This is a genomic window from Streptomyces sp. NPDC059371 (genome assembly GCF_042751995.1).
Taxonomy (GTDB): Bacteria; Actinomycetota; Actinomycetes; order Streptomycetales; family Streptomycetaceae; genus Streptomyces.
Map to the genome: position 1 here is coordinate 47,946 of NZ_JBHYXD010000042.1, position 25,541 is coordinate 73,486.

A 25,541-nucleotide genomic window follows, 5' to 3' on the forward strand; every position below is an offset into this window, starting at 1 on the left:
AAGTACCCCCTAGGCGGCTTGGCGGAACCGGGTCGTGCGGTGCACCGGGTCCGTGTCGATCTTCGGAATGACGTGCTCGCCGATCAGCCGGATCGTCTGGAGGGTCTCCTCCTTGGGGACGCCGACGGGCAGTCCGAAGCTGAGCTGGTCGGCACCGGCCTGCTCCCAGCGCTTGCACTGGGTGAGCACCTCGTCGGGGTCGCCGCAGATCAGCAGTTCCTCCTCGATGAGGAGCTCGACGAACTCGGGGGTGTACTCGGGGAGGGTCTCGGGCCAGACGGGGAAGCCCTCGGGGCGCGGGAAGGTGTCGTGGTAGCGGAAGACGAGGGAGGGCAGGTAGTGCAGCCCGCCGCCGACCGCGATCCGGATCGCCTCGTCGTGGGTGGGCGCGCAGATGGCGGTGGTGGTCACCATCACGTTGTCGTTGACGAAGTCGCCGATGGGCTCGGCGTTCACGACGGCGGTCTTGTACTGCTCCAGGACCCACTCCATGTCGGCGACCTTCTGCACGCTGAAGCCGAGCACGCCGAGACCCTTGCGGGCGGCCATGGCGTACGAGGGCGGCGACCCGGCGGCGTACCACATGGCGGGGTGGGACTTCCCGTACGGCTTGGGCAGGATCTTGCGCGGCGGCAGCGACCAGTGCTTGCCCTGGAAGCCGACGTACTCGTCCTGGAGCCACATCTTCGGGAACTCGGCGATGGTCTCTTCCCAGATCTCCTTGGTGAAGTTCATGTCGGTGATGCCGGGGAGGAAGCCGAGGATCTCGTGCGAGCCGGCGCCGCGGCCGGACCCGAACTCGAAGCGGTTGCCACTGAGATGGTCGAGCATGGCGACCTTCTCGGCGACCTTGACCGGGTGGTTGACCTGGGCGAGCGGGTTGAAGATGCCGGAGCCGAGGTGGATGCGGTCGGTGGCGTGCGCGAGGTAGCCGAGGTAGACGTCGTTGGCCGAGAGGTGCGAGTACTCCTCCAGGAAGTGATGCTCGGAGGCCCAGGCGTACTTGAAGCCGGACCTGTCCGCCTGGATGACGTACTCGGTCTCCTCCATCAGCGCCTTGTGCTCCGCGAGCGGGTCGGTCTCGGCCCGCTTGCCCACGTATCCCTGTACAAAGAGCCCGAATTCCAAGGAGGTTCACCGTCCCCATCCAGTTATCTGACATACCGTCAGATTCATTGAGCCGACTGTTCCACCGTGCGCGGGGACCGTCAATAGCTGACGCGTCGTCAGAGAACGCTCACGCCCGCGAGCCAGCCGCCGTCGATCACGAAGGGCTGCCCGGTGATGTACGAGGAGTCCTCGCCGGTCAGGAACAGGGCCAGCCTGGCCACGTCCTCGGGGCGCCCGATCCGGCCGAGCGGCACGAGCTTGCCGTAGAACGCGTCGAGCGCCTGCGATGCCTCCTCGCCGGCCGCGCCGCCGGCGAGCTGCGCCGGGTTGCTCATGGCGGTGTCGACGGCTCCCGGGCAGACGGCGTTGACCCGGATCCCCTTGTCCGCGAGTTCGAGCGCGGCCACGCGGGTGAGGCCGACGATGGCGTGCTTGGTCGCCGCGTACGCGCCCACGTACGCCATCCCCGTGAGCCCGGTGAAGGACGCCGTGTTCACGATCGTGCCGCCGCCGGCCTCGGCGATCTCGGGCGCGAGCGCCTTGATCCCGAGGAACACCCCGACCTGGTTGACCTGCACGATCTGCATGAACTCGGCCAGCGGGGTGTCGACGAGCGCGTTGAAGCGCAGAATGCCGGCGTTGTTCACCAGCCCGTCGATCCGCCCGTACGCGGCCTTCGCGGAGGCGACCGCCGCCGTCCAGTCCTCCTCCCGGCCCACGTCCAGGTGCACGTAGTGCGCGCCGATCTCCTCGGCGAGTTCCCGGCCCGGGTCGTCGAGCACGTCCGCGACGACCACGCGCGCGCCCTCCGCGGCGAAGAGCCGGGCCTCCTGTTCGCCCTGCCCGCGCGCCGCGCCGGTGATGAGGACGACCCGTCCGTCCAGCTTGCCCATGCCATGACTCCCTAGCCGAGGTGGGGTGCGACGTCCGCGCCGAACGCCGCGATCTGGTCCGTGAGTTCGGCGCGGCTCCTGCTGCGGAACCGCACCTGGATCTGGTGCACGCCCATCGCGCCGTACTCCCGCAGCGACGCCGCCAGCTCCTCGGGTGGTCCGCTCAGCGTGCGCCGCCCGGTCTCCCAGCCGGGCTCGCCGACGTACAGCGGCTCGGTGATGGCGCCGATCGTCAGGGGCTCCGCGACCCCGGCCTCGGCACGCAGTTCCCGCAGCCGGGCGATCTGCCCCGGCAGCCGGTCGCGCGGATCGCCCTGCGGCAGCCAGCCGTCGCCGCGCAGCGCGGCCCGGCGTACGGCGGCGGGCGAGGAGCCGCCCACCCACACGGGCACCCGCTGCTGGACGGGCCTGGGCCGCTGGCCGAGGCCTTCGAAGTCGTACGTCTTGCCGTGGTGGACGGGGAACTCCTCCGGCCCGAGCGCGGCGCGCAGGGCGTCGATCGTCTCGTCGAGGACCGTCCCCCGGCGCTCGAAGTCGGCCCCGACCGCCTCGAACTCCTCCCGTACGTGCCCGGCGCCGACCCCGAGGACCAGCCGGCCGCCCGAGAGGTGGTCGAGGGTCGCGTACTGCTTGGCCGTGACGAGCGGGTGCCGGAGCCCGACGACCGCGACATGGCTGAGCAGCCGGACGCGCTCGGTCACGGCCGCGAGGAAGGCGAGGGTGGCGACGGGGTCGTACCAGATCGTGCTCATGGCGTCCGCGAGCCGGCGCGGTATGGCGACGTGGTCGCAGCTCGCGATGTAGGCGAATCCGGCGCGGTCGGCGGCGCGGGCGATCTCCACGAGGTCGGCGGGACCGGCGGCGGCTTCCCAGGGTTCCGCGTAGATCGTGCTCTGCGACTGGACGGGGAGCTGGATGCCGTACGCCAGCCGCCCTCCGGGCAGGATCTGCATGGGCTCGCACCTCTCATCTGACGGTTCGTCATTTCTCGTGCAGCGCTGCCATGTTCGTTGCCGACGTGTCGTCGGGCAGGAGCCGGACGGATGTCCGGGCGCGCGGTCCCGCAGGGGGCCGGGGCACCCGCGGGGCGCACGGCCCCTCAGCCCGCCCAGAGACCCTCCGCCGTCAGCCCCAGCAGGTCGATCGCGTTCCCCCGTACGATCCGCTCGACGACGTCCGGGGCCAGGTGCCCCATCTGGGCCTCGCCGACCTCCTTCGACTTCGGCCAGGTGGAGTCGGAGTGCGGGTAGTCGGTCTCGTAGAGGACGTTGCCGACACCGATCGCGTCGAGGTTCCGCAGCCCGAAGGCGTCGTCGAAGAAGCAGCCGTACACGTGCTCGGTGAAGAGCTCGGACGGCGGCCGGTGGACCTTGTCGGCCACCCCGCCCCAGCCTCGGTTCTCATGCCACACCACGTCGGCGCGTTCGAGGATGTAGGGGATCCAGCCGATCTGGCCCTCCGCGTACATCACCTTGAGGTTCGGGAAGCGCTCGAACTTGCCGCTCATCAGCCAGTCGACCATCGAGAAGCAGCAGTTGGCGAAGGTGATCGTGGAGCCGACCGCGGGCGGCGCGTCGGCGGAGGTCGACGGCATCCGGCTGCTGGAGCCGATGTGCATGGCGATGACGGTGCCCGTCTCGTCGCACGCGGCGAGGAAGGGGTCCCAGTCGTCGGTGTGCACGGAGGGGAGCCCGAGGTGCGGCGGGATCTCGGAGAAGGCCACCGCGCGCACCCCGCGGGCGGCGTTGCGCCGTACCTCGTCCGCCGCGAGACGGGCGTCCCACAGCGGTACGAGCGTCAGCGGTATCAGACGCCCGCGGGCGTCCGGCCCGCACCACTCCTCCACCATCCAGTCGTTGTAGGCCCGCACCGAGAGAAGGCCGAGCTCGCGGTCGGCCGCCTCGGTGAACGTCTGCCCGCAGAACCGGGGGAAGGTGGGGAAGCAGAGGGCGGACTGGACGTGGTTGACGTCCATGTCGGCCAGCCGCCGCGGCACGTCGTACGAGCCGGGGCGCATCTGCTCGTACGTGATGACTTCGAGCCGGATCTCGTCGCGGTCGTAGCCGACCGCCGTGTCGAGGCGGGTGAGGGGCCGGTGCAGATCTTCGTAGACCCACCAGTCGCCGACGGGACCCTCGTCGCCCGGAGCGCCCATCACGGGAGCGAACTTCCCGCCCAGGAAGGTCATTTCCTTCAGGGGCGCGCGGACGATGCGGGGCCCGGTGTCCTGGTACTTCGCGGGCAGCCGGTCCCGCCAGACGTGGGGCGGTTCGACCGTGTGGTCGTCCACCGAGATGATCCTCGGGAAGGCGGCCCGAGCGTCCGCCGAGGGGCTCTGCGCGGTTTCCGTGGTCTCCATACCGGCCACGGTAGCGCTGATCTGACGGCCCGTCAGCTCCCTGGTGGAGACCCGTCGACTCACCGACGGGCACCCGTCGGACCACCGCCGCCGGCCCGTGCCGCCACCCGCCGAAGGACGCGGCCGGGAGCGGCGCGGAGATGAATGGGCGCGGAAGCATGGGGAGCCCCTGTGGGGAGCCTGTGTGGGGACCGTGTGGACTGCCGCACCACACCTTGTGATCGCTGTCTCGCACGGCTGACGCATCCGCCATGAACAAGGCAAACTGGCCTCGTTGTACTGACAGTTCGGCAGGGGGACAGCGATGGACGGTGTGCCGCGCGTACCGAAGCAGTGGCATCCGGGCCCCGAGGAGCCCGCGGCGTTGCGCTTCAGCGTGCTCGGCCCGGTGCGCGCCTGGCTCGGCGACGATCCGCTGCCGGCCGGGTCACCGCAGCAACGCGCCCTGCTGGCCGCGCTGCTGCTGCGCGACGGCCGCACCGCCACGGCCTCCGAGCTCATCGACGCCCTGTGGGGCGACGAGCCCCCGTCCCAGGCGCTGGCCGCCCTGCGGACGTACGCCTCCCGCCTGCGCAAGACGCTCGGCGCCGAGGTGCTGGTGAGCGAGTCCGGCGGCTACGCCATCCGCTCCCTGCGCGAGGGCGCGCTCGACCATGTGAACGCCCAGGAACTCGCCGCCGACGCCGAGAAGGCGCGCGCGGGGGGCGACCTCTCCCGCGCCCGCGACCTGCTCAGGGACGCCCTCGCCCTGTGGGACGGCGAACCGCTCGCGAGCATCCCCGGCCCCCACGCGGAGACCCAGCGGGCCCGCCTGGAGGAGTGGCGCCTGCAACTCCTCGAATCCTGCCTCGACATGGACCTGGAACAGGGCTTCCACGCGGAGGCGGTCTCCGAGCTCACCGCGCTCACCGCCGCGCACCCGCTGCGCGAACGCCTGCGGGAACTGCTGATGCTGGCGCTGTACCGCTCCGGCCGCCAGGCGGAGGCCCTCGCCGTGTTCGCGGACACCCGGCGGCTGCTCGCCGACGAGCTGGGGGTGGACCCGAGGCAGGGGCTGAAGGAACTCCAGCAGCGCATACTCCAGGCGGACCCGGGCCTCGCGGAACCCTCCGCCCCGAAGGCGGAACCCGTCGTCGCCCTCGTCCGCCCGGCCCAGCTGCCGGCGACCGTCACCGACTTCACCGGCCGGGCGTCCTTCGTTCAGGAACTGAGCGACGTCCTCGCCGCGGCGTCCTCCGAGGAGGGCCGCGTCATGGCCGTCTCGGCGCTCGCGGGCATCGGCGGCGTCGGCAAGACCACCCTCGCGGTGCATGTGGCCCACCAGGCCCGCGGGGCCTTCCCCGACGGACAGCTCTACGTCGACCTCCAGGGCGCCGGATCACGGGCGGCCGAACCCGAGACGGTCCTCGGCGCCTTCCTGCGGGCCCTCGGAACGGCGGACTCCGCGATCCCGGACTCGCTGGAGGAACGCTCGGCCCTCTACCGCTCCGTCCTCGACGGCCGCCGCGTCCTGGTCCTGCTGGACAACGCCCGCGACGCCGCCCAGGTGCGGCCGCTGCTGCCCGGCATGGAGGGCTGCGCCGCCCTGGTGACCTCGCGCATCCGGATGGTGGACCTGGCGGGCGCCCATCTCGTCGACCTCGACGTGATGTCCCCCGAGGAGGCGCTGCAGCTCTTCACGAAGATCGTGGGGCAGGAGCGGGTCGCCTCCGAGCGGGAGGCCGCGCTCGACGTGGTCGCCGCCTGCGGCTTCCTGCCCCTGGCCATCCGCATCGCCGCGTCCCGGCTCGCCGCCCGCCGCACCTGGACGGTGTCGGTGCTCGCGGCGAAGCTCGGCGACGAGCGCCGGCGGCTGGACGAGCTCCAGGCCGGCGACCTGGCCGTCAAGGCCACCTTCGAACTCGGCTACGGCCAGCTGGAGCCGGCCCAGGCGCGCGCCTTCCGGCTGCTGGGTCTCGCCGACGGCCCGGACATCTCGCTCGCGGCCGCGGCGGCGGTGCTCGACCTCCCGGCCGAGGCCACCGAGGACCTCTTGGAGTCCCTCGTCGACACCTCCCTCCTGGAGTCGGCCGCCCCCGGCCGCTACCGCTACCACGACCTGGTCCGCCTCTACGCGCGTGCGTGCGCCGAACGCGACGAACAGCCCCCGAGCGAGCGGGCCGCGGCCATGTCGCGGTTGCTGGACTTCTACCTGAGCACGGCGGCGGGGGTGTACGCGATCGAACGCCCCGGAGACCGCCTGGTGGACCACCTGGAGCCGACGGCACACACGGGCCTGACGTTCGAGGACCGGCACCGGGCGCAGGACTGGCTGTACTCGGAGGCGATCTCGCTGCTGGCGTGTGTCCGGCAGTCCACCCAGGACGGATTCCTCCGGCGCTCCGTCGACGCGCTGTGGGCCTCCGTGGACCTGGCGGAGTCCGGCACGAACTCCAAGGCGTACGAGGGGGTCGCCGCCGCGCTGCGGGAAGCGGCCCAGGAGGCCGCCGACGCGCACGCCGAGGCGCGGGCCCTGGTCACGCTGGCCTACGTCCACTACTACACCGGACGCTTCGAACCCGCCCGCGAGGCCGCCGCGCAGGCCCTCGAACTGGCCGCCGAGACGGACCACCTGACGAGCTGCTGGGCCTCCAACACCCTGGGGGTGATCGCCCTCTTGCAGAACCAGTACGAGGACGGCGAGGCGCATCTGACCCGGGCGATCGAGAGCTTCCGGGCCTGCCACGACCGGGCCGGCGAAGCCAGCGCGCTGTGCAACCTCTCGCGCATCCACCTCGCCACCGGGCGCACCGGCAGCGCCGTCTCGCTGGCCCAGCAGGGCACCGACATGTACGACGACATGGGTCACGCCCTGAAGGGCGCCAACGGCCGTTACGCGCTGGGCCTCGCCCTCACCCAGAGCGGCCGCCTGGCGGAGGCGACCGACGTCCTCGGCGAGGCACTCGCGGTGTTCCGCAACAGCCGCCAGCGGCTGTGGGAGGGCATGTCGCTGTTCCGCCTCGCGGAGGCCGATCTCGCCGCCCAGCGTCCGGCTGCCGCGGCGACGAACGCCGAGACGGCCCTGACGGTGCTGCGGGGCATCGGCGGCGAGTGGCGCAGGGGTAATGTCCTCATCGTGCTCGGCCAGGCGCTGAACGCGATCGGCCACTCCGGCCGGGCCCAGGTCTGCTGGCGCGAATCCCTCGACATCTTCCAGGCGTTGGGGTCTCCGGAGGCCGCCACGGTCAGGGCGCTCCTGAACCCGATGGCGGTTGCCTAGGGCTCATTGGCGTTCGCACACCGGGGCGTTCATCGTTCGTTTATCGCCACCCGGCAGTCTCTGTGTTGTCGATCCGTCGCGTCGGGGGGCAGACGGGACGACCTGAGGCCGTAGCACTAAGGTAATCGGCCCCGAGTGCCCGTCCGGCGGCCCACGGGGGAGCTGCCGGACGGGCTGCTCCAAACAACGCACCAAGACTGTCAGGGGGACAGCCACCATGAGCGACACCAACAGCACCGACAACATCCACGCCACGGACGAGCCGACCGGCGGGACCTCCACAGACAACATCCACGCCACGAGCGAGCCGCTCACCGGCAAGAACCCGATCACCAAGGACGACGGCACCGGCGACGCCTCGACGGACAACATCCACGCGACGGACGAGCCGGTCTAAGTCCCACCTGGGGGGGCGGACTTACACCACACGGGGATCGACCGCGGCGGCGCGGAGGGGGGGGCCCCGCGGTCGCCGTGTGTCCGGGGCCGGGCGCCCGGCTCACCGCCTTCGCAGCTCCCCCTTCACCACCTTCCCGCTCGCGTTGCGTGGCAGTTCGGGGACGAAGGTGACCGTGCGCGGGACCTTGTAGTTGGCCATTTCGCGGCGGGACCAGGTGATCAGGTCGTCCGCCGTGAGGGTGGAGTGCGGGCGGCGGACGACGTAGGCCCTGCCGACCTCGCCGAGGCGGCTGTCCGGGACGCCGACGACCGCCACGTCGGCGACATCGGGATGCAGGCCGAGGAGCTGCTCGATCTCCGCGGGGTAGGCGTTGAAGCCGCCGACGATGAACATGTCCTTGATCCGGTCGGTGATGCGGAGGTTGCCCCCGGGATCGAGGACGCCCACGTCGCCGGTGCGCAGCCAGCCGTCCGGCGTCAGGACCTCCGCCGTTGCGGCCGCGTCCTCGAAGTAGCCGCTCATCACGTTGAAGCCGCGGACCAGGACCTCGCCGGGGGCTCCGGGGGCCGCCGGGGCGCCCGAGGCGTCCACGACCCGCACCTCGGTGTCCGGGATCGCCCGGCCCGAGGTCGAGGCGATCACCTCCGGCCGGTCCCCCCTGCGGCACATGGTGACGATGCCGCTCGCCTCGGAGAGGCCGTACGCCGTCAGGACGGTGTCCACGCCGAGTTCCGTGCGCAGGCGCTCGACCAGCCGCAGCGGGACCACGGCGGCGCCGGTGACCACCAGCCGCAGCGCGGAGAGGTCGTACGTGTCCCGGGCGGGGTGGTCGAGAAGGGACTGGTGCAGGGTGGGCGGGCCGGGAAGGACGGATATGCGTTCCGCGGCCACGTTCGCGAGCACCGTGTCCACGTCGAACACCGGCAGCGGCACCATCGTCGCCCCGCGCATCAGACAGGCGATGATCCCCGCCTTGTAGCCGAAGGTGTGGAAGAAGGGGTTCACGATCAGATAGCGGTCGCCCTCGCGCAGACCGGCGAGGTCGCTCCAGATCTCGTAGCCGCGCAGGGTCTGCGCGTGCGTGATCAGGGCGCCCTTCGGCCGGCCCGTGGTGCCCGAGGTGAAGACGATGTCCGAGGGGGAGCCGCCCGACACGGCCTCCCCGCGACGGCGCACCTCGTCGCGGCCGACACCCTCCCCGTCCGCGAGGAAGTCCTTGAACGTACGGAAGTCGGCGGGGGCGTCGTCCGCGAGGACCACCACCCGCTCCAGGTGCGGAAGGCCGGGGAGCGGGCCGGCGCCGGGTCCGGGGACCGCTCCCCCGGCCGCTTCCCCGGGCTCCCCCGCCGCCCGGCGCAGCGAGGCCACGTACGACGTGCCGAGGAACGTGCCCGTCACGAAGAGCAGCCTTGCCCGGCTCCTGGCCAGGACGTACACCGCCTCGGCGCCCTTGAAGCGGGTGTTGAGGGGGACCAGGACCGCCCCCGCGGACACCGCGCCGAGGGCGGAGACGATCCAGTCGAGGGTGTTCGGGGCCCAGATCGCGACTCGGTCGCCGGCCCGGACGCCGCTCGCCATGCAGGCGGCCGCGGCGCGTTCCACCCGTGCGCCCAACTCCGCGTAGGAGACGCGTGTCCGGCCCTCGACGACGGCCTCGCGGTCCGCGAAGCGGGCCGCCGCCGACCGAACGAGACCGGGGACGCCGCCCCACTCCAGGTCACCGCGCATCGTGTACCTCCCGCTGGAACACCACTAGCTGACTGACCGTCAGATTAGCTGTAGCCTGACGGACTGTCAGCAGCCGGGACCGTGTGCGGAGGTCACCCATGCCAGGGCTCAAGGACGCCACAGCCGTCGTCGGAATAGGGCAGACCGCCTTCGCGAAACGACTCCCGGAGTCCGAGAAGACGCTGGCCTGCCGGGCGGTCCTCGCCGCCCTCGACGACGCCGGCATCGCGCCCGCGGAGGTCGACGCCCTCGCCTCCTACACCATGGAGGAGACCGACGAGGTGGAGGTCGGCAAGGCCGTCGGGCTCGGCGACCTCACCTTCTTCAGCAAGGTCGGCTACGGCGGCGGCGGTTCCTGCGCCACCGTCGCGCACCTGGCCGCCGCCATCACCGCCGGCCAGGCGACGGTGGGGGTGGCCTGGCGCTCGCGCAAGCGGGGCAGCGGCCCGCGCCCCTGGAAGAACACGGCCGTCCAGCTCCCCACCCCGGCCCAGTGGACCCGGCCCTTCGGACTGCTGCGGCCCGCCGACGAGATCGGGATGCTCGCGCGCCGGTACATGCACGAGTACGGGGCCACCCGCGACCACCTCTTCAACGTGGCCCTGGCCTGCCGCAACCGCGCCAACCAGAACCCGGCCGCGATGATGTACGAACGCCCGCTGACCCGCGAGATGTACATGACCGCCCGCTGGATCAGCGAGCCGCTCTGCCTCTTCGACAACTGTCTGGAGACGGACGGCGCGCTCGCCTGCGTGATCGTGTCAGCCGAGCGGGCCCGCGACTGCCGGCAGCGGCCTGTGTACGTCCACTCCGCCGCGCAGGGCCTGCCCGCCCAGCACCACGGGATGGTCAACTACTGGAACGACGACCCGCTCACCGGGCCCGCCTGGACCGCCGCGCGGCATCTGTGGAAGCACGCCGACCTCACCCCCGAGGACGTGGACGTGGCACAGATCTATGACGCGTTCACGCCCCTGATACCCCTCTCGCTGGAGGGATACGGCTTCTGCGGGCGCGGGGAGGGCGCGGCCTTCACGGAGGGCGGCGCGCTGGAGATCGGCGGACGGCTGCCGGTCAACACCGGGGGCGGCGGGCTCAGCGAGGCCTACGTTCACGGCTTCAATCTCATCAACGAGGGCGTGAAGCAGTTGCGGGGCACGAGCACGGCACAGGTGCCGGGAGCGGCGACCTGTCTGGTCACAGCGGGGGAAGGGGTCCCGACCTCCGCACTCCTGCTGAGGAGCTGAGGAGCCGGGATGGCCGACATGACAGAGACGACCGAGGCAGGCGTGAGCATCCGGGCCGGCACGATCGGCACGGCCGGCGAAGGCGTGCGTACCGGGGCCGACGGGAGGGACGGCGGGGACGGAACCGAGGAGCCCCTGCTGTCCCCCGTCCCCGACGACGACGGGGCGCCCTTCTGGGAGTACGCCGCCCGGGGCGAACTCCGCGTCCAGGCCTGCGCCGACTGCGGTGAACTCCGCTTCCCGCCGCGCCCCTGCTGCCCGCACTGCCACTCCTTCGCCGACGAGTGGCGCAGGATGAGCGGGCGGGGCCGGATCTGGTCGTACGTCGTCCCGCATCCGCCGCTCCTGCCCGCCTACGCCGCGCTGGCCCCGTACAACGCGATCGTGGTGGAGCTGGACGAGGCGCCGCGGATACGGCTGGCCGGGAATCTGGTCAGCGGGCCGGACGCGCCCATCGGCTCCGTTCCGGCGGGGCGGCTCCGGATCGGGGCCCGGGTGCAGGCGGTGTTCACCGAGGTGAACGGCGTGACCGTGCCGCGCTGGGTCCTGGAGCGGGCGTGAGCGGGGAGGCGGGAGGCGGCGGGCTCGTGGTGAGCGTCGACAAGGACGCCGGGGTCGCCGTCCTCACGCTCGACCGGCAGGACCGGCTCAACGCCATCGACCTCCCGACGGCCGCCGAACTGGTCGCCGCCTGGCACGAGTTCCGGTTCGATGACACCGTACGGGCGCTCGTCGTGACCGGCGCGGGACGACGGGCCTTCTGCACCGGGATCGACCGCGGCGCCGAGGTGCCGCAGCCGGGCTCCCCGTACATGGTGGACGATCCGCTCGCCGCGATCGGGCCGAAGGCCAACGGGCTGTGGAAGCCGGCGATCGCCGCCGTGAACGGGATCGCCTGCGGCGGCGCCTTCTACCTGCTGGGCGAGGCGGAGTTCGTCGTCGCCGACGAGGAGGCCACCTTCTTCGACCCGCACACGACGTACGGCATGGTCAGCGCGTACGAGTCGGTCTATCTCGCGCAGCGGATGCCGTTCGGGGAGGTGGCGCGGATGGCGCTGATGGGGACCGCCGAGCGGGTCTCAGCGCGCCGTGCGTACGAGGTGGGGCTGGTGTCCGAACTCACGGCGCCGGGCGAGGCGTTGGCGGCGGCCGTCGCGTGCGCGGCGGTCATCGCGTCCTACCCGTCCGAAGCCGTCCAGGGGACGGTGCGGGCACTGTGGTCGGCGCAGGAGGCGACCCGGGCGGCGGCCCTGGCGCACGCTCCGCAGCTCGTCTCCCTGGGGAACCTGCCCGCCGAGCGGCAGGCGGAACTGTTCTCGGCACGCAGGCCGGGATTCCGGCTGCGCTGAGGGCCCGTCGACGGCGGCCGGCCGAACGCCGCTCCCGCCGGACCGGAGGAACCGGACCGGAGGAACCCTCGAACCGCACCGGAGCGGGCCGGACCGGCGCTCGCTCCCTGTGGCGGGCCGGTCACGCGGGGCGTAGCCTCGGCAGCCGGAACGGCTTCCGCAGGCCGTCCGCGTGTACGACGGCCGCCGTCCGGAGACCCTTCCGTGCCCGGTACGGCGGCCGTCACAGAGGCTCGGGCACGGTGGCGTCACGGAGTTCGGGCCCGGTGCCGCGGCGGACGGTGTCAGCCCGTCACGACGCCCGGGCGCCTCACGTGGTGCGAGCGCACCTCACGTGGTGCGAGCGCACCTCACGTGGTGCGAGCGGTCCCGGTGCCCTTCTCCGCGTCCAGCGCGTACACGCAGCGGTCCTTGCTGCACGCGTACACGACACCGTCCTTGACCACGGGCGCCCCGGTGATCTCGCCGCCGGTGGCCAGCTTCCAGCGCAGGCGCCCGTCGTCGGCCTTCAGCGTGTACAGGAGATGGTCCGTGGAGCCGAAGTGGATACGCCCGTCGGCCACCGCCGGAGCGCCCACCAGGTCGCCCCCGGCCTGGAATCTCCACTTCGGGGTGCCGGTGACGGCGTCCAGCGTGTACAGGCCCTTGCCGCTGCCCACATGGACGTGTCCGGCGGCCACCAGGACCGGCTCGGTGGAGGCGCGGGACTCGGTGGCGATGCGCCAGCGGTCGCGGCCGTCGGTCGCGTCGAGGGCGTACACCGTGCCGAGGTAGTCGGCGAGGTAGACGCCGCCGCCCGTCACCGCCGGGCCCGGGGCGAAGGTGGGCGGGCAGAGGAAGACCGCCGGAGCCTCGAAGTGCCAGCGGACGTGACCGCTGGCCACGTCGATGGCGAGGACGCGGGTGCCCGCGGAGATGTAGACGTAGCCGTCGGGGGCATGGGTGATACGGACCGGGACGCCGCTGCAGGAGGCCGCGTCGCCGATCGGGTACGACCAGCGCTCCTCGCCCGTACGGGCCTCCAGGGCGCGCAGCCGGGCGTCCTTCCAGACGTACACCGTGCCGTCGTGGATCGACGGACCGGACTCCGGGGACTCGAAGTCCGTCTGGGCGCCGCTGATCTCCCAGAGCTTCTGTCCGTTCGCGGCCTCCCACGCCTGGACGCCGCCGCCGCGGGTGCCGGTGAGAACCGTTCCGCGGTCGGCCTGGAGGGAGTAGACCCAGGCGTCCGTGGACAGGCGCCACAGGTCCGCGCCCTCCCTGGCTTCGAGCGCGTACAGCGTCGGCCCGTCGGAGGCGTGGATGCGGCCGTCCGCCACCGCCATCGACCAGGCCACGTCACGCGTCTTGAAACGGCGCCGGCCGGTCGCCACGTCGAGGGCGTGGACCTCGAAGGAGGTGACGTAGACGAGGTCGTCGGCGACGGAAGGAGTGCCCCATACGTCGTTCGACATGCGGAAGCGCCAGGGACGCCAGCCCGCCGGCGCGTCGGGCGCCGGGGGTGCGACCGTGGGCACGGGCGCCGGTTCGGCGCCGTTCACGCCGATGCGCGGCCGGGACCAGGACGCCGCGAGCCCGGCTTCCGGCGGGGGCGCCTTCACGGCCGCCGCACGGGCGTCGAGGACCCGGGGGCCGGGACCGATGGGCACCTTGCCGCCCGCGAGGCGCACGGGACCGGTGTCGGGCGCCCCCACGGGCACCGGGGCGTGCGACGGAGGCGGGGGCACGGGACGCCCCCCGCCGCTGCGACCGCTTCCCCCGGCCGGCTGCTTGACCGGCGGACGGCCGCCGCGGCGCGTCTCGATCAGACCCACCGCGCGCTCGGGCAGCCAGGCCGAGGCCGTACCGCTGTCGTCGGAGCCGGAGCCGAAGAGGTGGGGTGCGAGCTGGGCCTGGAGGTCGGCGGGGTTGGGGCGGGCCGTGGCGTCCATCTGCATGCAGGACTCGATGAGCGGGCGCAGCTCGTCGGGCAGGCCTTCGAGGTCCGGACCCTCACGGAGCAGCATGAAGACCGTCTCGACGGGGTTGGCGCCGTGGAAGGGGGCGTGTCCGGTGGCGGCGAAGACGAGCATCGAGCCGAGCGAGAAGACGTCGCTCGCGCCGGTGACGCTGCGCGAGTCCTTCGCCTGCTCGGGAGACATGTAGGCGGGGGTGCCGACGGCGACGTTGGTCATGGTCAGACGGGTGTTCGAGACGCCGGACGCGATGCCGAAGTCGATCACGCGCGGCCCGTCCTCGACCACGAGGACGTTCGACGGCTTCAGGTCGCGGTGGACGAGTCCGGCGCCGTGGATCGACTGCAGCGCCTCCGCGACACCCGCCGCCAGCCAGCGCACGGCCTGGGCCGGGAGCGGCCCGCACTCGTTCACTATCTCTTCGAGCGAGGGAGCGGGCACATAGGCGGTGGCCAGCCACGGAACGGCGGCGCGGGCGTCGGCGTCGACGACGGCCGCCGTGTAGAAGCCCGACACGGCACGGGCCGCCTCGACCTCGCGCGAGAAGCGGACCCGGAACAACTGGTCCTCGGCGAGTTCGGTCCTGACCGTCTTGATCGCCACGCGCCGGCCCGAGGCCGAGCGCGCGAGATAGACCAGCCCCATGCCGCCGGCACCCAGCCGTCCCAGCACCTCGAACGGCCCGATCCGGCGCGGATCGTGCTGCGTCAGCTGATCCACCACTTGCCTGCCACCTCCCCGTACGGGTCACGTCATCCACGTATGAACGCGGCCCAGTGCAGCGTCTCACCACCGCACCGCCATGGCGGCACGCACCCCGATTCTTCCTGGCCGAGCCGCCGGTTGCGAACCCGGGGGCGGATCGGGGTGTCTTGTGACAAAACAACCGCCCCGGCAGAAGTACGGCCGCCAGGGCTCCATGGTTCAGGGCCGAAATGCGCCCCTCACCCCAGAAGTACCCCGCTCCGGGCCCCGGAAGTGCCGTCCCTCACGTCGAAAAGGCGTGCCCCTCCCCGCAGAAGCGTTTCGGCCTTTGCGGGTGAAGTACCCCCGGAATCCTTCAACGTTGAAGGACCCTCACCCCCGACGCGGCGTCACGGCTGGTCGAGGCACCTTCACCGTTCGAGCACCGCGAACGACGCACCCTGATTGTCGCTGACGACGGCGACCCGCCCGTACGACGTGTCGAAGGGTGTCACCTGAACACGGCCGCCGAGCCTGTTCACCGTCCCGAGTGTCTCCTCGCAGTCCTCGACTCCGAAATGGACGAGGAAATGGGGCGGCATCTCGGCCGGGAAGACGCCCGTCACGGGAACCCGGCCGAAATCGGGGGTCGCGTCGGGCCCGAACAGCGCGTCGTGGAACAGGGCGCCGTAGAAGCGGTCGACCGTCGCGGTGTCGCGCGCGTACAGCTCGGCCCAGCAGAACGCGCGGCTCTCGTGCCGCTTGGCGAAGCCGGCGTGCGTGCCGGGCTGCCAGAGGCCGAAGACGGCGCCCTCGGGGTCGGTGGCGAGGGCGGAGACGCCCAGCTCGCCGGACAGGCCCACCGCCGTGGGCACGGCGATGATCCGGCCCTCCGCCGCCACGATCCGCCGGGTGAGCGCCTCCGCGTCCGGCGTCGCGAAGTACACCGTCCACACGGTGGGCATCCGCCCGTCGAGTTTGGGCGTGAGCGCCGCGACCGGCTCACCGTCCAGCTCCGCCCAGCCCTCCGGGCCTGACTCCTCGGGGAACGTCCAGCCGAAGAGCTCGCCGTAGAAGCGCTTGCCCGCCTCCACGTCGGGGAGCTGGGCGTCGACCCAGCAGGGCACACCCTCGGAGAACCCTGCGACAGCGGCTGATTCGGCCATGCGGCCAAGCTAACGGCCCTTCCGGCATCCCGCAGAGCGTACGCACCTGCCCCGGTGACGCCCCGTCCCTGCTCAGGGGCCCCGCGCGGGGATCCGGGGGCCTGCCCGGCGCTGTTCCCGGGGCGTTCCCGGCAGCCCGCCGTTTACAGTTCCCGGCGCGTTCCCGGCGGCCTGCCCGGGGCGTTCCCCGCCGCCTGCCCGGCGCTGTTCTCCGGGCGTTCCCGGGCGCCTTCGGCGAAGGTGTCCGTAAATCTGCGGAAGCCCTGCCGAGCCCCTCGTCGAAACCGGTCCGAACCCGCTCCGAACCCGCTCCGAACCCTCTCCGAACCCCGGCGATGTACGGCCGCACCCCATTTGCAGTCGGCCGAATCGCGCTCCGATCACCCCTCGGTAAGCTGACGGCATGACAGGACAAGTGCGTACCGTCGACGGCCGCGTGGCCGGACGGCGCGGGCAGGCGACCCGGCAGAAGCTGCTCGACTGCCTCAGCGAGATGCTCAGCTCATCGCCCTACCGGGATGTCAAAGTCATTGACGTCGCCCGGAAGGCAGGCACTTCACCCGCGACCTTCTACCAGTACTTCCCGGACGTCGAAGGCGCCGTCCTGGAGATCGCCGAGCAAATGGCCGCCGAGGGCGCCGCGTTGACCCAGTTGCTCGAAGGCCGTTCCTGGGTCGGCAAGGCCGGCTGGCAGACCGCGCAGGAACTCGTCGACGGCTTCCTGGAGTTCTGGCGGAAGAACGACGCGATTCTGCGCGTCGTCGATCTGGGCGCCGCAGAGGGAGACAAGCGGTTCTACAAGATCCGCATGAAGATCCTGAACTCCGTCAACAACTCCCTTACGGATTCGGTCTCCGAGCTCCAGGCCAAGGGCAAGGTCGACAAGGAAGTGAACCCGGCCGCGATGGCCGGTTCCCTCGTCGCCATGCTCGCGGCGGTCGCCTCGCACCAGAAGGGCTTCCAGACCTGGGGCGTCAAGCAGGCCGAACTCAAGCCGAACCTCGCGCTGTTGGTGTATCTGGGTGTGACCGGGAAGAAGCCGACGAAGTAGCTTCCCGCGTCTGAACGCCCCAGCTCCTGTCATGCGGGCGGCAGTTCGTTCCGGAGGAACACTCCGGTGGACTGCCGCCCGCTGCGCTGTGCGGACACCGAGGACCCGCCGGCCCCGCGACCCCACCGGACCGCCCGCTCAGCCCGGCCGGCTTCTCGGCCCGGCCGGCTTCTCGGCCCGGCCGCCCGCTCAGTCCGCCCGGCCTTCACCCTCCGCCGGTTCGGCCGGCACGGCGCGGCGCACGATCCTGAAGAGCCGTATCTCCCGGTCCACCCGGGCCTGATAGGTGGCGTACGGCGGCCAGAACGCCAGCACGGTCTTCCAGACCGCGTCCCTCTCCGCACCCATGAGGAGCCGGGCGGTCACGGGAATGTCCTCGCCCTTCCAGTTGATGACGGCGTCGGGCCGGGCGAGCAGGTTCGCCGTCCAGGCGGGATGGTCCGTGCGGCCGAAGTTGGACCCGATGAGAATCCACCCGGTCTCACCCGCACCGCCCACCGAACCCGAGCCCGAACTCGAACCCGAACCCGAACCCGAACCCGACGCTCCCGCTCCCGCTCCCGCCCCCGCCTCCGGCATGCAGGCCAGCGGGGTACGGCGCTCCAGACCGCTCTTGGCGCCGCGCGCGGTCAGGACGACCCCCGGCAGCATCTGGGCGCTGAGCAGCACCTTCCCCCGTGTGAGCCGGTGCACGGCGCGGTCGAGGGCCGGGATGAGGTGCGGGGCCGCCTTGGCGAACACCCGGGTGGAGGACACCCTCTGCACCAGCCGCACGCCGGGCATCCTTCTCGCCCCGGTCCCCGTGCCCGTCCCCGTCCCCGTCCTCCCGTCCGCTCCGTCTCCCGTACCGCTGCCCTTGCGCGAACGCCCGGCCGCCGCCATCACACCGTCACCTCTCCGCCGTCGAAGAGCCGCGCCGCGTCGGCCGCGTGCGCGCGCAGCCGGTGGACGGGGCCGAAGAGCAGTTCGTCGCCCGAGGCGCGCTTGAAGTAGAGATGGACGTCGTGCTCCCAGGTGAAGCCGATGCCGCCGTGGAGCTGGACGCCCTCGGAGGCGGCGGTGCGCAGCGCCTCCAGCGCCTGGGCCAGGGCGAGCCCGCCCACCCGCTCGCCGCCCGTCCCGGCGGCCCACGCCGCGTAGTAGGCCGCCGAACGGGCCGACTGCACGCCCACGTACACGTCCGCGAGCCGGTGCTTGACCGCCTGGAAGGAGCCGATCGCCCGGCCGAACTGCTCACGCCTGCCCACGTGTTCGACGGTGCGTTCCAGGACGCGGTCGGCGGCGCCCACGGCCTCCACGGCCAGGACGGCGGCGGCGGTGTCCCCGACGGCGGCCAGCGCCCCGGGCACGTCCGCCTGGTCGTCACCCAGCAACGCGGCCTCGACGTCGCGGAGTTCGAGCCTGGCCTGCGGCCGGGTCGCGTCCAGGGAGGTCTGCCGCGCGCGTACGAGCCCGTCGGCGTCGTCCCTCACCAGGAACAGCAGCGTCCGCGACCGCGCGAACCCGCCGGTGTGCGCGGCGACCAGCAGCAGCCCGGCGCTGTGCCCGTCGAGCACCTGCGCCGCCTGCCCGTAGAGCCGCCACGCTCCGTCCGCCCGGCGGGCCTGGACGCCCCCGGCGCGACCGCCGCCGGCCCACTCGCCGTGGTTGTCGCCGGTCAGGGCGAGGGCGGCGGCCAGGCCCGCGCCGGGGACGGCGAGGGCGGCGGTCAGCGCGCCCGAGGCCAGCGACGGCAGCAGGGCGGTGCGCTGCGCCTCGGTGCCGAGGGCCAGGATCAGCGGGGCGGCGAGGACGGCGGTGGACAGCAGGGGCGAGGGGGCGAGGGCGCGTCCCGACTCCTCGCAGGCCAGGGCGAGTTCGGTCGCCGAACAGCCGGCACCGCCGTACGCCTCGGGGAGGGCCAGTCCCGGCAGCCCGAGCCGGCGCGCGAGGGTGTCCCAGAGAGCCGGGTCGTAGCCGGCGGGGGTTCGCTCGGCGGCCCGCAGCTCCCGCGGTCCGCACCGCTTCGCCAGCACCTCCCGCAGGGTACGGCGGATCTCCTCCTGCTCCGCGGTGAGACGGGCGTCCATGGGCGGGCTCCTCCCTCGTCGGGGGGCTGATCCGGCACGTCGATCTGACGGGCCGTCATGTTAGGGCGGAGGGTCCCAGAAGCACAGGGGTGCGACGCCTCCCGGCGAGCCACTTATCTGATGTACCGTCAGATTCATGACGCATGCCACCCCGGGCCAAAGCCGTCGGAAGGTCGCCGTCGTCGGCATATCCCTGTCCGACTGCGGCCGCGTGGACGAGGCGACCCCGTACGCGCTGCACGCGCAGGCCGCGCGCCGCGCACTGGCGGACTCCGGCCTGGACCGCTCGGTGATCGACGGTTTCGCGTCGGCGGGGCTCGGCACCCTCGCGCCCGCCGAAGTGGCGGAATACCTGGGACTGCGCCCCACCTGGGTCGACTCGACCTCCGTCGGAGGGTCCACCTGGGAGGTCATGGCGGCCCACGCGGCCGACGCCGTCGCGGCGGGCCACGCGAACGCCGTCCTGCTCGTCTACGGCTCCACCGCCCGCGCCGACATCAGGGCGGGCCGCCGCACCGGCAACCTCTCGTTCGGCGCGCGGGGCCCGCTCCAGTTCGAGGTCCCGTACGGCCACACCCTGATCGCCAAGTACGCGATGGCCGCGCGCCGCCACATGCACACGTACGGCACCACGCTCGAACAGCTCGCCTCGGTGGCCGTCCAGGCCCGCGCGAACGCGGCCCGCAACCCGGAGGCGATGTTCCGCGACCCGGTCACCGTCGACGACGTCCTGTCGGGGCCGATGATCGCGGACCCGTTCACCAAGCTGCACTGTTGTATCCGCTCCGACGGCGGCGCCGCTGTGCTGCTGGCGGCCGAGGAGTACGTGCGCGACTGCCGTACGGCGCCGGTGTGGGTGCTCGGAACCGGCGAACACGTCTCCCACACCACCATGTCCGAGTGGGCGGACTTCACCGTCTCCCCGGCGGCGGTGAGCGGCCGGCTCGCCTTCGAGCGCGCCGGAGTCCGCCCGGCCGAGATCGACTTCGCCGAGATCTACGACGCCTTCACCTACATGACCCTCGTGACCCTGGAGGACCTCGGCTTCTGCGCCAAGGGCGAGGGCGGCGCCTTCGTGGACGCGGCGAAGGGGCGGCTGCTGGTGGACGGGGAACTGCCGGTGAACACGGACGGGGGCGGTCTTTCGGCCCAGCATCCGGGCATGCGCGGCCTGTTCCTGCTCGTGGAGGCCGTACGGCAGTTGCGCGGCGGCCTTCCGGAGGAGCGCCAGGTACGGCGCCCGGACGGCTCCCTGCCCGAGCTGGCGGTGGCGTCCGGGACGGGGGGCTGGTTCTGCTCGTCGGGGACGGTGGTGCTGGGGCGGGGGTGAGGGGCTGGGGGCGGGACCCGGGTGGGGGCCCAGGCCTACCGGCCTGCCGGCCTGCGCGCCCCGGGTCGCGGGTGCTGCCGTGGGGCATCGGCGCGCCCCGGGTGATACTCGGAGCCATGGAACCGGACCTTCATGAGCTGCTGAGATCGCTGCGGGTGTGGGACACGGAGCTGCCCGGCTTCGCCCCGGAGGACGCTCCGGCGGACCCGCTGACCCTGTTCACCCGGTGGTTCGCGGAAGCGGTGGCGGCCGGGCAGGCCGAACCGCACACGATGACGCTCGCGACGGCCGACGAGGACGGTTCGCCCGACGTCCGGACGGTGATGCTGCACGGCGCGGACGACGACGGCTGGGCGTTCGCCTCGCACGTGACGAGCCGCAAGGGACGCCAGCTCGCCGCGCGGCCGTACGCGGCCCTCGGCTTCTACTGGCCCGCGCAGGGCCGCCAGATCCGGCTCCGCGGCCCGGTCACGGCCGCCGCGCCCGAGGAGAGCCAGGCGGACCTGCACGCCCGTTCCACGGGAGCACTGGCCGCGGCCCTGGTGGGCCGGCAGAGCGAAGTCCTGCCCTCACGCGCCGAGTTGGACCGGGCCTCGGACGCGGCCTGGGAACGGGCCGAGAGCGCCCCGGAGTCCCCCGCCCCCACCTGGACGCTCTACCGGCTCCGTCCGGACGAGGTCGAGTTCTTCCAGGGTGACGCCCGCCGGCGCCACGCCCGGCTCGCCTACCGCCGCACGGAGACCGAGACCGGCTGGGCCACCGAGCTGCTGTGGCCGTGATCCGCCCGGCCCCGCACGCCCGGCCCCGGCCCCGCGCTCCCCGTCCTACCCCTCGTAGGTGAAGTCGTACGCCGCGAAGTCGGAGACGGGGCGGTAGCCGATGCGCTGGTACAGGCCGTTGCTGGTCGGGTTGGCCAGGTCGGTGAAGAGCAGCACCTCCCGGACCCCGGAGGCGACCGCGGCGCGGCTCACCTCGGCGGTGACGGCACCGGCGTACCCCCGGCCGCGCAGATGCGCCGGGGTGTAGACGGGGGCGACCCGGAGCTGTCCGGCGACGGGCGGTGTCGCGCCCGCCATGGCGACGGGGGTGCCCTCGGGGTCCTCCCAGAGGGTGATGCCGCCGTACGAGATCCGGTCGTCGGCCCAGGCGCCGCCGTCGCGGTGGGCACCCTCGCCGATGGCCTCGGCGAACTCCGAGTACCAGCGGGCGAGCAGGTCCCGGTCGCCCGCGTCCGCGACCCTGGGACGGCCGGGCGGTGCGGGCTCGGGCACCGCAAGGTCGCCCAGCCGGTAGAGCCGCTCGCTCCGGAGCGGCACCCTCCTCGCCCCGGTCCGCCGCTCCCAGGCCCCGGCGAAGGCGGCGACGGTGTCCGTGTCGGAGGAGACCCCGGGCACCTCGATCTCCGCGTCCGCCAGCAGCGCGGCGAGGGTCTCGGCGCCCCGCTCGTCCAGCGGGGTGAGGTTCAGCCGGTACGGCGGCGTTCGGAAGAAGGCCGCCTGGACCGCCCCGTCCCGCTCCAGGGCTCCGAAGACCGGCGCGTCCTTGCCGTACCGGCTCACCCCCTGCCTGCGCAGCGCTTCCGTCACGGTAAGCGCGACGGTGTGCCGCGCGGGCCGCGACCGCAGGAAGTCTCCGGCCCGCGCGAGAAACGCGTCGAGGTCGTGGGTGAGCTGCCAGTCGTACGTCAGGGAGGTCATGTCCGATGGTCCCTTGAAGCCACGGAGCCGTGCCTCCGAATTTCCTCCGGGGAGTGACCCGTGGGACCGGAGGGGCTTGAATGGCTGGATGACCGATGGCCATGTGCAGTTCTCCGTGCAGCCCGCCCCCGAGCTGACGGGCCTCGGTCTGCGGCTGCGCCCCTGGGACCCGGAGTCCGACGCCGACGTGTCCGCGTATCTGCGCGGGCTCTCCGATCCCGAACTCCAGCGCTGGAACACCCCGCTCAGGTTCGTCCGGGACATCGGCACCGCCCGTGAGTCGCTGCGGACCCGCGTGGCGGCGGCGGTCGGCGGCACCGGGATCTCCTTCTGCGTCACCGGGGCCGAGACCGGCGAGACGCTGGGCCACATCGGCGTCAACGAGATCGACCACGTCATGAGCTGCGCCCGCATCGGCTACTGGGTCCTCCCGGAGGCCCGCGGCGGCCGGGTCGCCACCCGTGCCCTCACCCTCGCGGCCCGCTACGGTTTCACCGAGCTCGCCCTGCACCGCCTCGAACTGGGGCACGCCGTGGGCCACGAGGTGTCCTGCCGGGTCGCCGAGCGCTGCGGATTCCGGCACGAGGGGACGCTGCGCGACGCGATGTTCGAGGCGGGCCGCCATGACGCGTTCCGCGACGTGCACCTCCACGGCCGCCTCGCGACGGACCCCGAGCCGGCACCCGCCCGGAACCCGTCACCCACCGGCACGTGAGGCGGGCCGGAACACGGGGATCCCAGCCCGGAAGGCCACCTCCAGTTCCATCCCGATCCGCAGCGCCGCCTCCTCGCAGCCGATCACCTCGGTCATCATCCGGGGGCCCTCCGCCAGGTCGACGACGGCGGCCGCATAGGGCACGCGCTCACCGAACGGGGGCAGGTCGTTGCGGTGGACGACGGACCAGGTGTAGAGCGTGGCGCGTCCGCTCGCGGGGCGCCAACTCACGTCCTCGGACCAGCAGTGCGGGCAGAACTCCCTGGGGTAGTGGTGAACGCGGTCGCAGGCCGCGCAGTGCCGGATCAGCAGCCGCCCCTCCGCCGCCGCGTCCCAGTACGGCCGGGTGAACGCGTCCACCTCGGGAACGTCGAACCCGGCCGCGGGGCCCCCCGCCCCCACAGGCCCCCGCGACGTCCCGCTCACCGGAACAGTCCCAGGGCGTCGTCCAGGGACCACGTCTGCCAGCACATCGCGAACAGGCCGACGGCCGAGACCAGCGCCATCATCGCGTTCTGCCCCTGCTCCGCCCAGTCGTGGATCATGAGGGTGAAGTAGAAGACGTTGAGGAGCAGCCCCGCGACCAGCGCGACGGGGGTCAGCAGCCCGGCCACCAGCCCGAGACCGAGAGCCAGCTCCGCGTACACCACGACGTACGCCATCGTCCGGGGGCGCGGCGCGACGATCGTGTCGAACCCGGAGCGCACGACGTTCCAGCGATGCTTGGCCGCCACCTCCCCGGCCCACGCGATGCCGGTGCCGCGCTCGAACCAGCCCTTCTTGTCCTTGTGCCGCCAGCTCTCGAGCCACCAGAGGCCGAGCCCGATACGGAGCACGGCCAGCCACTCCGCTCCGCCGAGCCAGATCGTGTCCATGGCCGAACCTCCCGCGAAGGCACCACATCTGACGGAACGTCAGTTTCGACGTCCCCGGACGCCCGCGCAAGAGCCCGACACCCACCCACCGGCGAGGTGCGCGACCACCCGCCCCCACTCCTCCCGCTCCACCCTTCCCACTCCACCCCTCCCAGGGGGCGCACGGAGCCGATCCCGCGCTCCGGCGAAAGACGTACACCCCACCGCCCACCTGCGACAACAGCGCACTTTTCGCACACGCCCACCCCATCGAAGTGACCTACGCCACCGAGCCCACCCACCCCTCCCACAGTCGTGACCACTTCGCAACCGATTCCGGTCTTGACCGAGACCTATCAAGCTGAGCCGTGATTACGCTCGCGCTATGGCCGACTCGACTGCTTCCGCGACCCCCCGCACGGTGCCCTCCCACGAGGACCGCCCCGTGTACGTGATCGGGGGCGGACCCGGGGGGCTCGCGGCGGCGTACGCGCTGCGCGCCCGGGGCGTACGAGCTGTCGTGCTGGAGAGGTCGGACGAGGTCGGCGCGTCCTGGCGGGGCCACTACGACCGGCTGCACCTGCACACCACCCGACGCCTGTCCGCGCTGCCGGGGCTCTCGATGCCGCGCTCGTTCGGCCGGTGGGTGTCGCGGGACAACGTGGTGCGCTACCTGGAGAAGTACGCCGAGCACCACGGTCTGGAGATCGTCACGGGCGTCGAGGTCTCCCGCGTCGAGCCCGCCCCCGGCGGCGACGGCTGGCTGCTGCACGCCACCGGCGGACGCGAGCTGACCGGCAGCGCGGTGGTCGTCGCGACCGGCTACAACCACACCCCGCGCGTTCCCGACTGGCCCGGCCGCGACACCTACACCGGCGAGCTCCTGCACGCCGGCCAGTACCGCAATCCCGCCCCCTACGCGGGCCGGGACGTCCTCGTCGTCGGCATCGGCAACACCGGCGCCGAGATCGCCGTGGACCTGGTCGAGGGCGGCGCCCGGCGCGTACGGCTGTCCGTCCGCACCGCGCCGCACATCGTGCGCCGCTCGACGGCGGGCTGGGCCGCGCAGTTCACGGGCATCGCCGTACGACGGCTGCCGGTGCGGCTCGTGGACGCGCTGGCCGGGCCGATGGCGAAGCTGAGCGTGCCCGACCTGGCGGCCCGGGGCCTGCCCCGCCCCGACACCGGGCTCTACTCCCGCGTCAACGAAGGCTCCATCCCCGTCCAGGACGTCGGGCTCATCGACGCCGTCCGCAAGGGGAAGGTCGAGATCGTGGCCGCGGTGGAGGGGTTCGAGGACGACAAGGCCGTCCTCGCCGACGGGAGCCGGATCGATCCCGACGTGGTGATCGCCGCGACCGGGTACTCGCGGGCGCTGGAGGGCATGGTCGGACATCTCGACGTGCTCGACGGGCGCGGGCATCCGGTCGTCCACGGCGGGCACGCTCCGCGGAACGCGCCCGGCCTGTACTTCACCGGGTTCACCAACCCCATCAGCGGCATGTTCCGCGAACTCGCCCTGGACGCGGAGAAGATCGCGAAGGCCGTATCCCACCACACGACGACCCCCCAGCCCACCCGCTGAAGCACCGACGGCCCTTCGCCCCCCCCCCCCCCCCCCCCCCCCCGCCGGGGGGGGGGGGGGCCCCCCCCCCCCGGCGCGGGCGGCCCGGGC

22 protein-coding genes are annotated in these 25,541 nt (G+C 72.7%); 10 read left to right on the forward strand and 12 right to left on the reverse strand.

Annotated features, from left to right (window positions below; genetic code table 11):
- Positions 1-9: 9 nt before the first annotated feature.
- From ACFXGX_RS23260 to ACFXGX_RS23275, 4 genes are all read right to left on the reverse strand, one after another.
- The gene (locus ACFXGX_RS23260) at positions 10-1,128 is read right to left on the reverse strand and encodes an LLM class flavin-dependent oxidoreductase (RefSeq protein ID WP_384794454.1); all 1,119 of its coding nucleotides are present in this window, start codon (positions 1,126-1,128) and stop codon (positions 10-12) included.
- A gap of 98 nt (positions 1,129-1,226) precedes the next feature.
- The gene (locus tag ACFXGX_RS23265; protein WP_384794456.1) at positions 1,227-2,003 is read right to left on the reverse strand and encodes an SDR family NAD(P)-dependent oxidoreductase; all 777 of its coding nucleotides are present in this window, start codon (positions 2,001-2,003) and stop codon (positions 1,227-1,229) included.
- Between the two features lie 11 nt (positions 2,004-2,014).
- Positions 2,015-2,956 carry an LLM class F420-dependent oxidoreductase gene (locus ACFXGX_RS23270; protein WP_384794458.1) on the reverse strand — a complete coding sequence of 314 codons (942 nt, stop codon included), beginning with the start codon at positions 2,954-2,956 and terminating at the stop codon, positions 2,015-2,017.
- A 146-nt stretch (positions 2,957-3,102) separates the two neighbouring features.
- Positions 3,103-4,362, reverse strand: a complete 1,260-nt coding sequence (locus ACFXGX_RS23275) for an amidohydrolase family protein (protein ID WP_384794460.1) — start codon at positions 4,360-4,362, stop codon at positions 3,103-3,105.
- A gap of 304 nt (positions 4,363-4,666) precedes the next feature.
- Between ACFXGX_RS23275 and ACFXGX_RS23280 the strand changes: the two genes are divergently transcribed.
- Positions 4,667-7,621, forward strand: a complete 2,955-nt coding sequence (locus ACFXGX_RS23280) for a BTAD domain-containing putative transcriptional regulator (protein WP_384794462.1) — start codon at positions 4,667-4,669, stop codon at positions 7,619-7,621.
- A 217-nt stretch (positions 7,622-7,838) separates the two neighbouring features.
- A complete protein-coding gene (locus tag ACFXGX_RS23285) occupies positions 7,839-8,018 on the forward strand; it encodes a hypothetical protein (protein ID WP_384794464.1) in 180 nt (59 codons plus the stop codon).
- Positions 8,019-8,120: 102 nt separating this feature from the next.
- Here the strand turns inward: ACFXGX_RS23285 and ACFXGX_RS23290 are convergent, their stop codons facing one another.
- Positions 8,121-9,749: a fatty acid--CoA ligase family protein gene (locus ACFXGX_RS23290; protein WP_384794466.1), complete on the reverse strand. Its 1,629-nt coding sequence runs from the start codon at positions 9,747-9,749 to the stop codon at positions 8,121-8,123.
- 98 nt (positions 9,750-9,847) lie between these two features.
- Between ACFXGX_RS23290 and ACFXGX_RS23295 the strand changes: the two genes are divergently transcribed.
- The 3 genes from ACFXGX_RS23295 to ACFXGX_RS23305 all read left to right on the forward strand — a co-directional run bounded on the left by ACFXGX_RS23295 (position 9,848) and on the right by ACFXGX_RS23305 (position 12,345).
- Positions 9,848-10,996, forward strand: coding sequence for a lipid-transfer protein (locus tag ACFXGX_RS23295; RefSeq protein WP_384794468.1), 1,149 nt, complete (start codon positions 9,848-9,850; stop codon positions 10,994-10,996).
- 135 nt (positions 10,997-11,131) lie between these two features.
- The gene (locus ACFXGX_RS23300; RefSeq protein WP_384794499.1) at positions 11,132-11,557 is read left to right on the forward strand and encodes a Zn-ribbon domain-containing OB-fold protein; all 426 of its coding nucleotides are present in this window, start codon (positions 11,132-11,134) and stop codon (positions 11,555-11,557) included.
- Positions 11,554-12,345 carry an enoyl-CoA hydratase/isomerase family protein gene (locus ACFXGX_RS23305; RefSeq protein ID WP_384794470.1) on the forward strand — a complete coding sequence of 264 codons (792 nt, stop codon included), beginning with the start codon at positions 11,554-11,556 and terminating at the stop codon, positions 12,343-12,345. Before ACFXGX_RS23300 ends, ACFXGX_RS23305 begins: the two co-directional genes overlap by 4 nt.
- Positions 12,346-12,695: 350 nt before the next feature.
- On the opposite strand, the gene ACFXGX_RS23310 is transcribed toward ACFXGX_RS23305, so the two are convergent.
- Both ACFXGX_RS23310 and ACFXGX_RS23315 read right to left on the reverse strand, forming a co-directional pair.
- On the reverse strand, positions 12,696-15,023 hold the full coding sequence (locus tag ACFXGX_RS23310) for a PQQ-binding-like beta-propeller repeat protein (RefSeq protein WP_384794472.1): 2,328 nt from the start codon (positions 15,021-15,023) through the stop codon (positions 12,696-12,698).
- Between the two features lie 392 nt (positions 15,024-15,415).
- Positions 15,416-16,150: a VOC family protein gene (locus ACFXGX_RS23315; RefSeq protein ID WP_384794474.1), complete on the reverse strand. Its 735-nt coding sequence runs from the start codon at positions 16,148-16,150 to the stop codon at positions 15,416-15,418.
- Between the two features lie 403 nt (positions 16,151-16,553).
- On the opposite strand from ACFXGX_RS23315, the gene ACFXGX_RS23320 reads away from it, so the two are divergent.
- A complete protein-coding gene (locus tag ACFXGX_RS23320) occupies positions 16,554-17,201 on the forward strand; it encodes a TetR family transcriptional regulator (RefSeq protein ID WP_384794476.1) in 648 nt (215 codons plus the stop codon).
- 189 nt (positions 17,202-17,390) lie between these two features.
- Here ACFXGX_RS23320 and ACFXGX_RS23325 read toward each other — a convergent pair whose 3' ends face one another.
- Positions 17,391-17,984 (reverse strand): nitroreductase family deazaflavin-dependent oxidoreductase, encoded by a 594-nt coding sequence (locus tag ACFXGX_RS23325; RefSeq protein WP_384794478.1) that lies wholly within the window; start codon positions 17,982-17,984, stop codon positions 17,391-17,393.
- 98 nt (positions 17,985-18,082) lie between these two features.
- Positions 18,083-19,270 (reverse strand): acyl-CoA dehydrogenase family protein, encoded by a 1,188-nt coding sequence (locus ACFXGX_RS23330; RefSeq protein WP_384794480.1) that lies wholly within the window; start codon positions 19,268-19,270, stop codon positions 18,083-18,085.
- Positions 19,271-19,406: 136 nt separating this feature from the next.
- On the opposite strand from ACFXGX_RS23330, the gene ACFXGX_RS23335 reads away from it, so the two are divergent.
- Positions 19,407-20,600, forward strand: a complete 1,194-nt coding sequence (locus ACFXGX_RS23335) for an acetyl-CoA acetyltransferase (RefSeq protein WP_384794482.1) — start codon at positions 19,407-19,409, stop codon at positions 20,598-20,600.
- Positions 20,601-20,716: 116 nt separating this feature from the next.
- Entirely contained in the window at positions 20,717-21,379 is a 663-nt protein-coding gene (locus tag ACFXGX_RS23340; protein ID WP_384794484.1) for a pyridoxal 5'-phosphate synthase, read from the forward strand.
- Between the two features lie 45 nt (positions 21,380-21,424).
- Here the strand turns inward: ACFXGX_RS23340 and ACFXGX_RS23345 are convergent, their stop codons facing one another.
- A complete protein-coding gene (locus tag ACFXGX_RS23345; protein ID WP_384794486.1) occupies positions 21,425-22,297 on the reverse strand; it encodes a GNAT family N-acetyltransferase in 873 nt (290 codons plus the stop codon).
- 88 nt (positions 22,298-22,385) lie between these two features.
- On the opposite strand from ACFXGX_RS23345, the gene ACFXGX_RS23350 reads away from it, so the two are divergent.
- Complete coding sequence (locus ACFXGX_RS23350) at positions 22,386-23,012, forward strand: GNAT family N-acetyltransferase (RefSeq protein WP_384794489.1); 627 nt, start codon at positions 22,386-22,388, stop codon at positions 23,010-23,012.
- Here ACFXGX_RS23350 and ACFXGX_RS23355 read toward each other — a convergent pair.
- Together ACFXGX_RS23355 and ACFXGX_RS23360 are read right to left on the reverse strand one after the other, a co-directional pair.
- On the reverse strand, positions 22,995-23,372 hold the full coding sequence (locus ACFXGX_RS23355; protein WP_384794491.1) for a Zn-ribbon domain-containing OB-fold protein: 378 nt from the start codon (positions 23,370-23,372) through the stop codon (positions 22,995-22,997). The genes ACFXGX_RS23350 and ACFXGX_RS23355 overlap by 18 nt on opposite strands.
- Before the next feature lie 62 nt (positions 23,373-23,434).
- Positions 23,435-23,887 carry a DoxX family protein gene (locus tag ACFXGX_RS23360; protein WP_384794493.1) on the reverse strand — a complete coding sequence of 151 codons (453 nt, stop codon included), beginning with the start codon at positions 23,885-23,887 and terminating at the stop codon, positions 23,435-23,437.
- 364 nt (positions 23,888-24,251) lie between these two features.
- Between ACFXGX_RS23360 and ACFXGX_RS23365 the strand changes: the two genes are divergently transcribed.
- Positions 24,252-25,451, forward strand: coding sequence for a flavin-containing monooxygenase (locus tag ACFXGX_RS23365; RefSeq protein WP_384794495.1), 1,200 nt, complete (start codon positions 24,252-24,254; stop codon positions 25,449-25,451).
- The last annotated feature ends 90 nt before the right edge of the window (positions 25,452-25,541 follow it).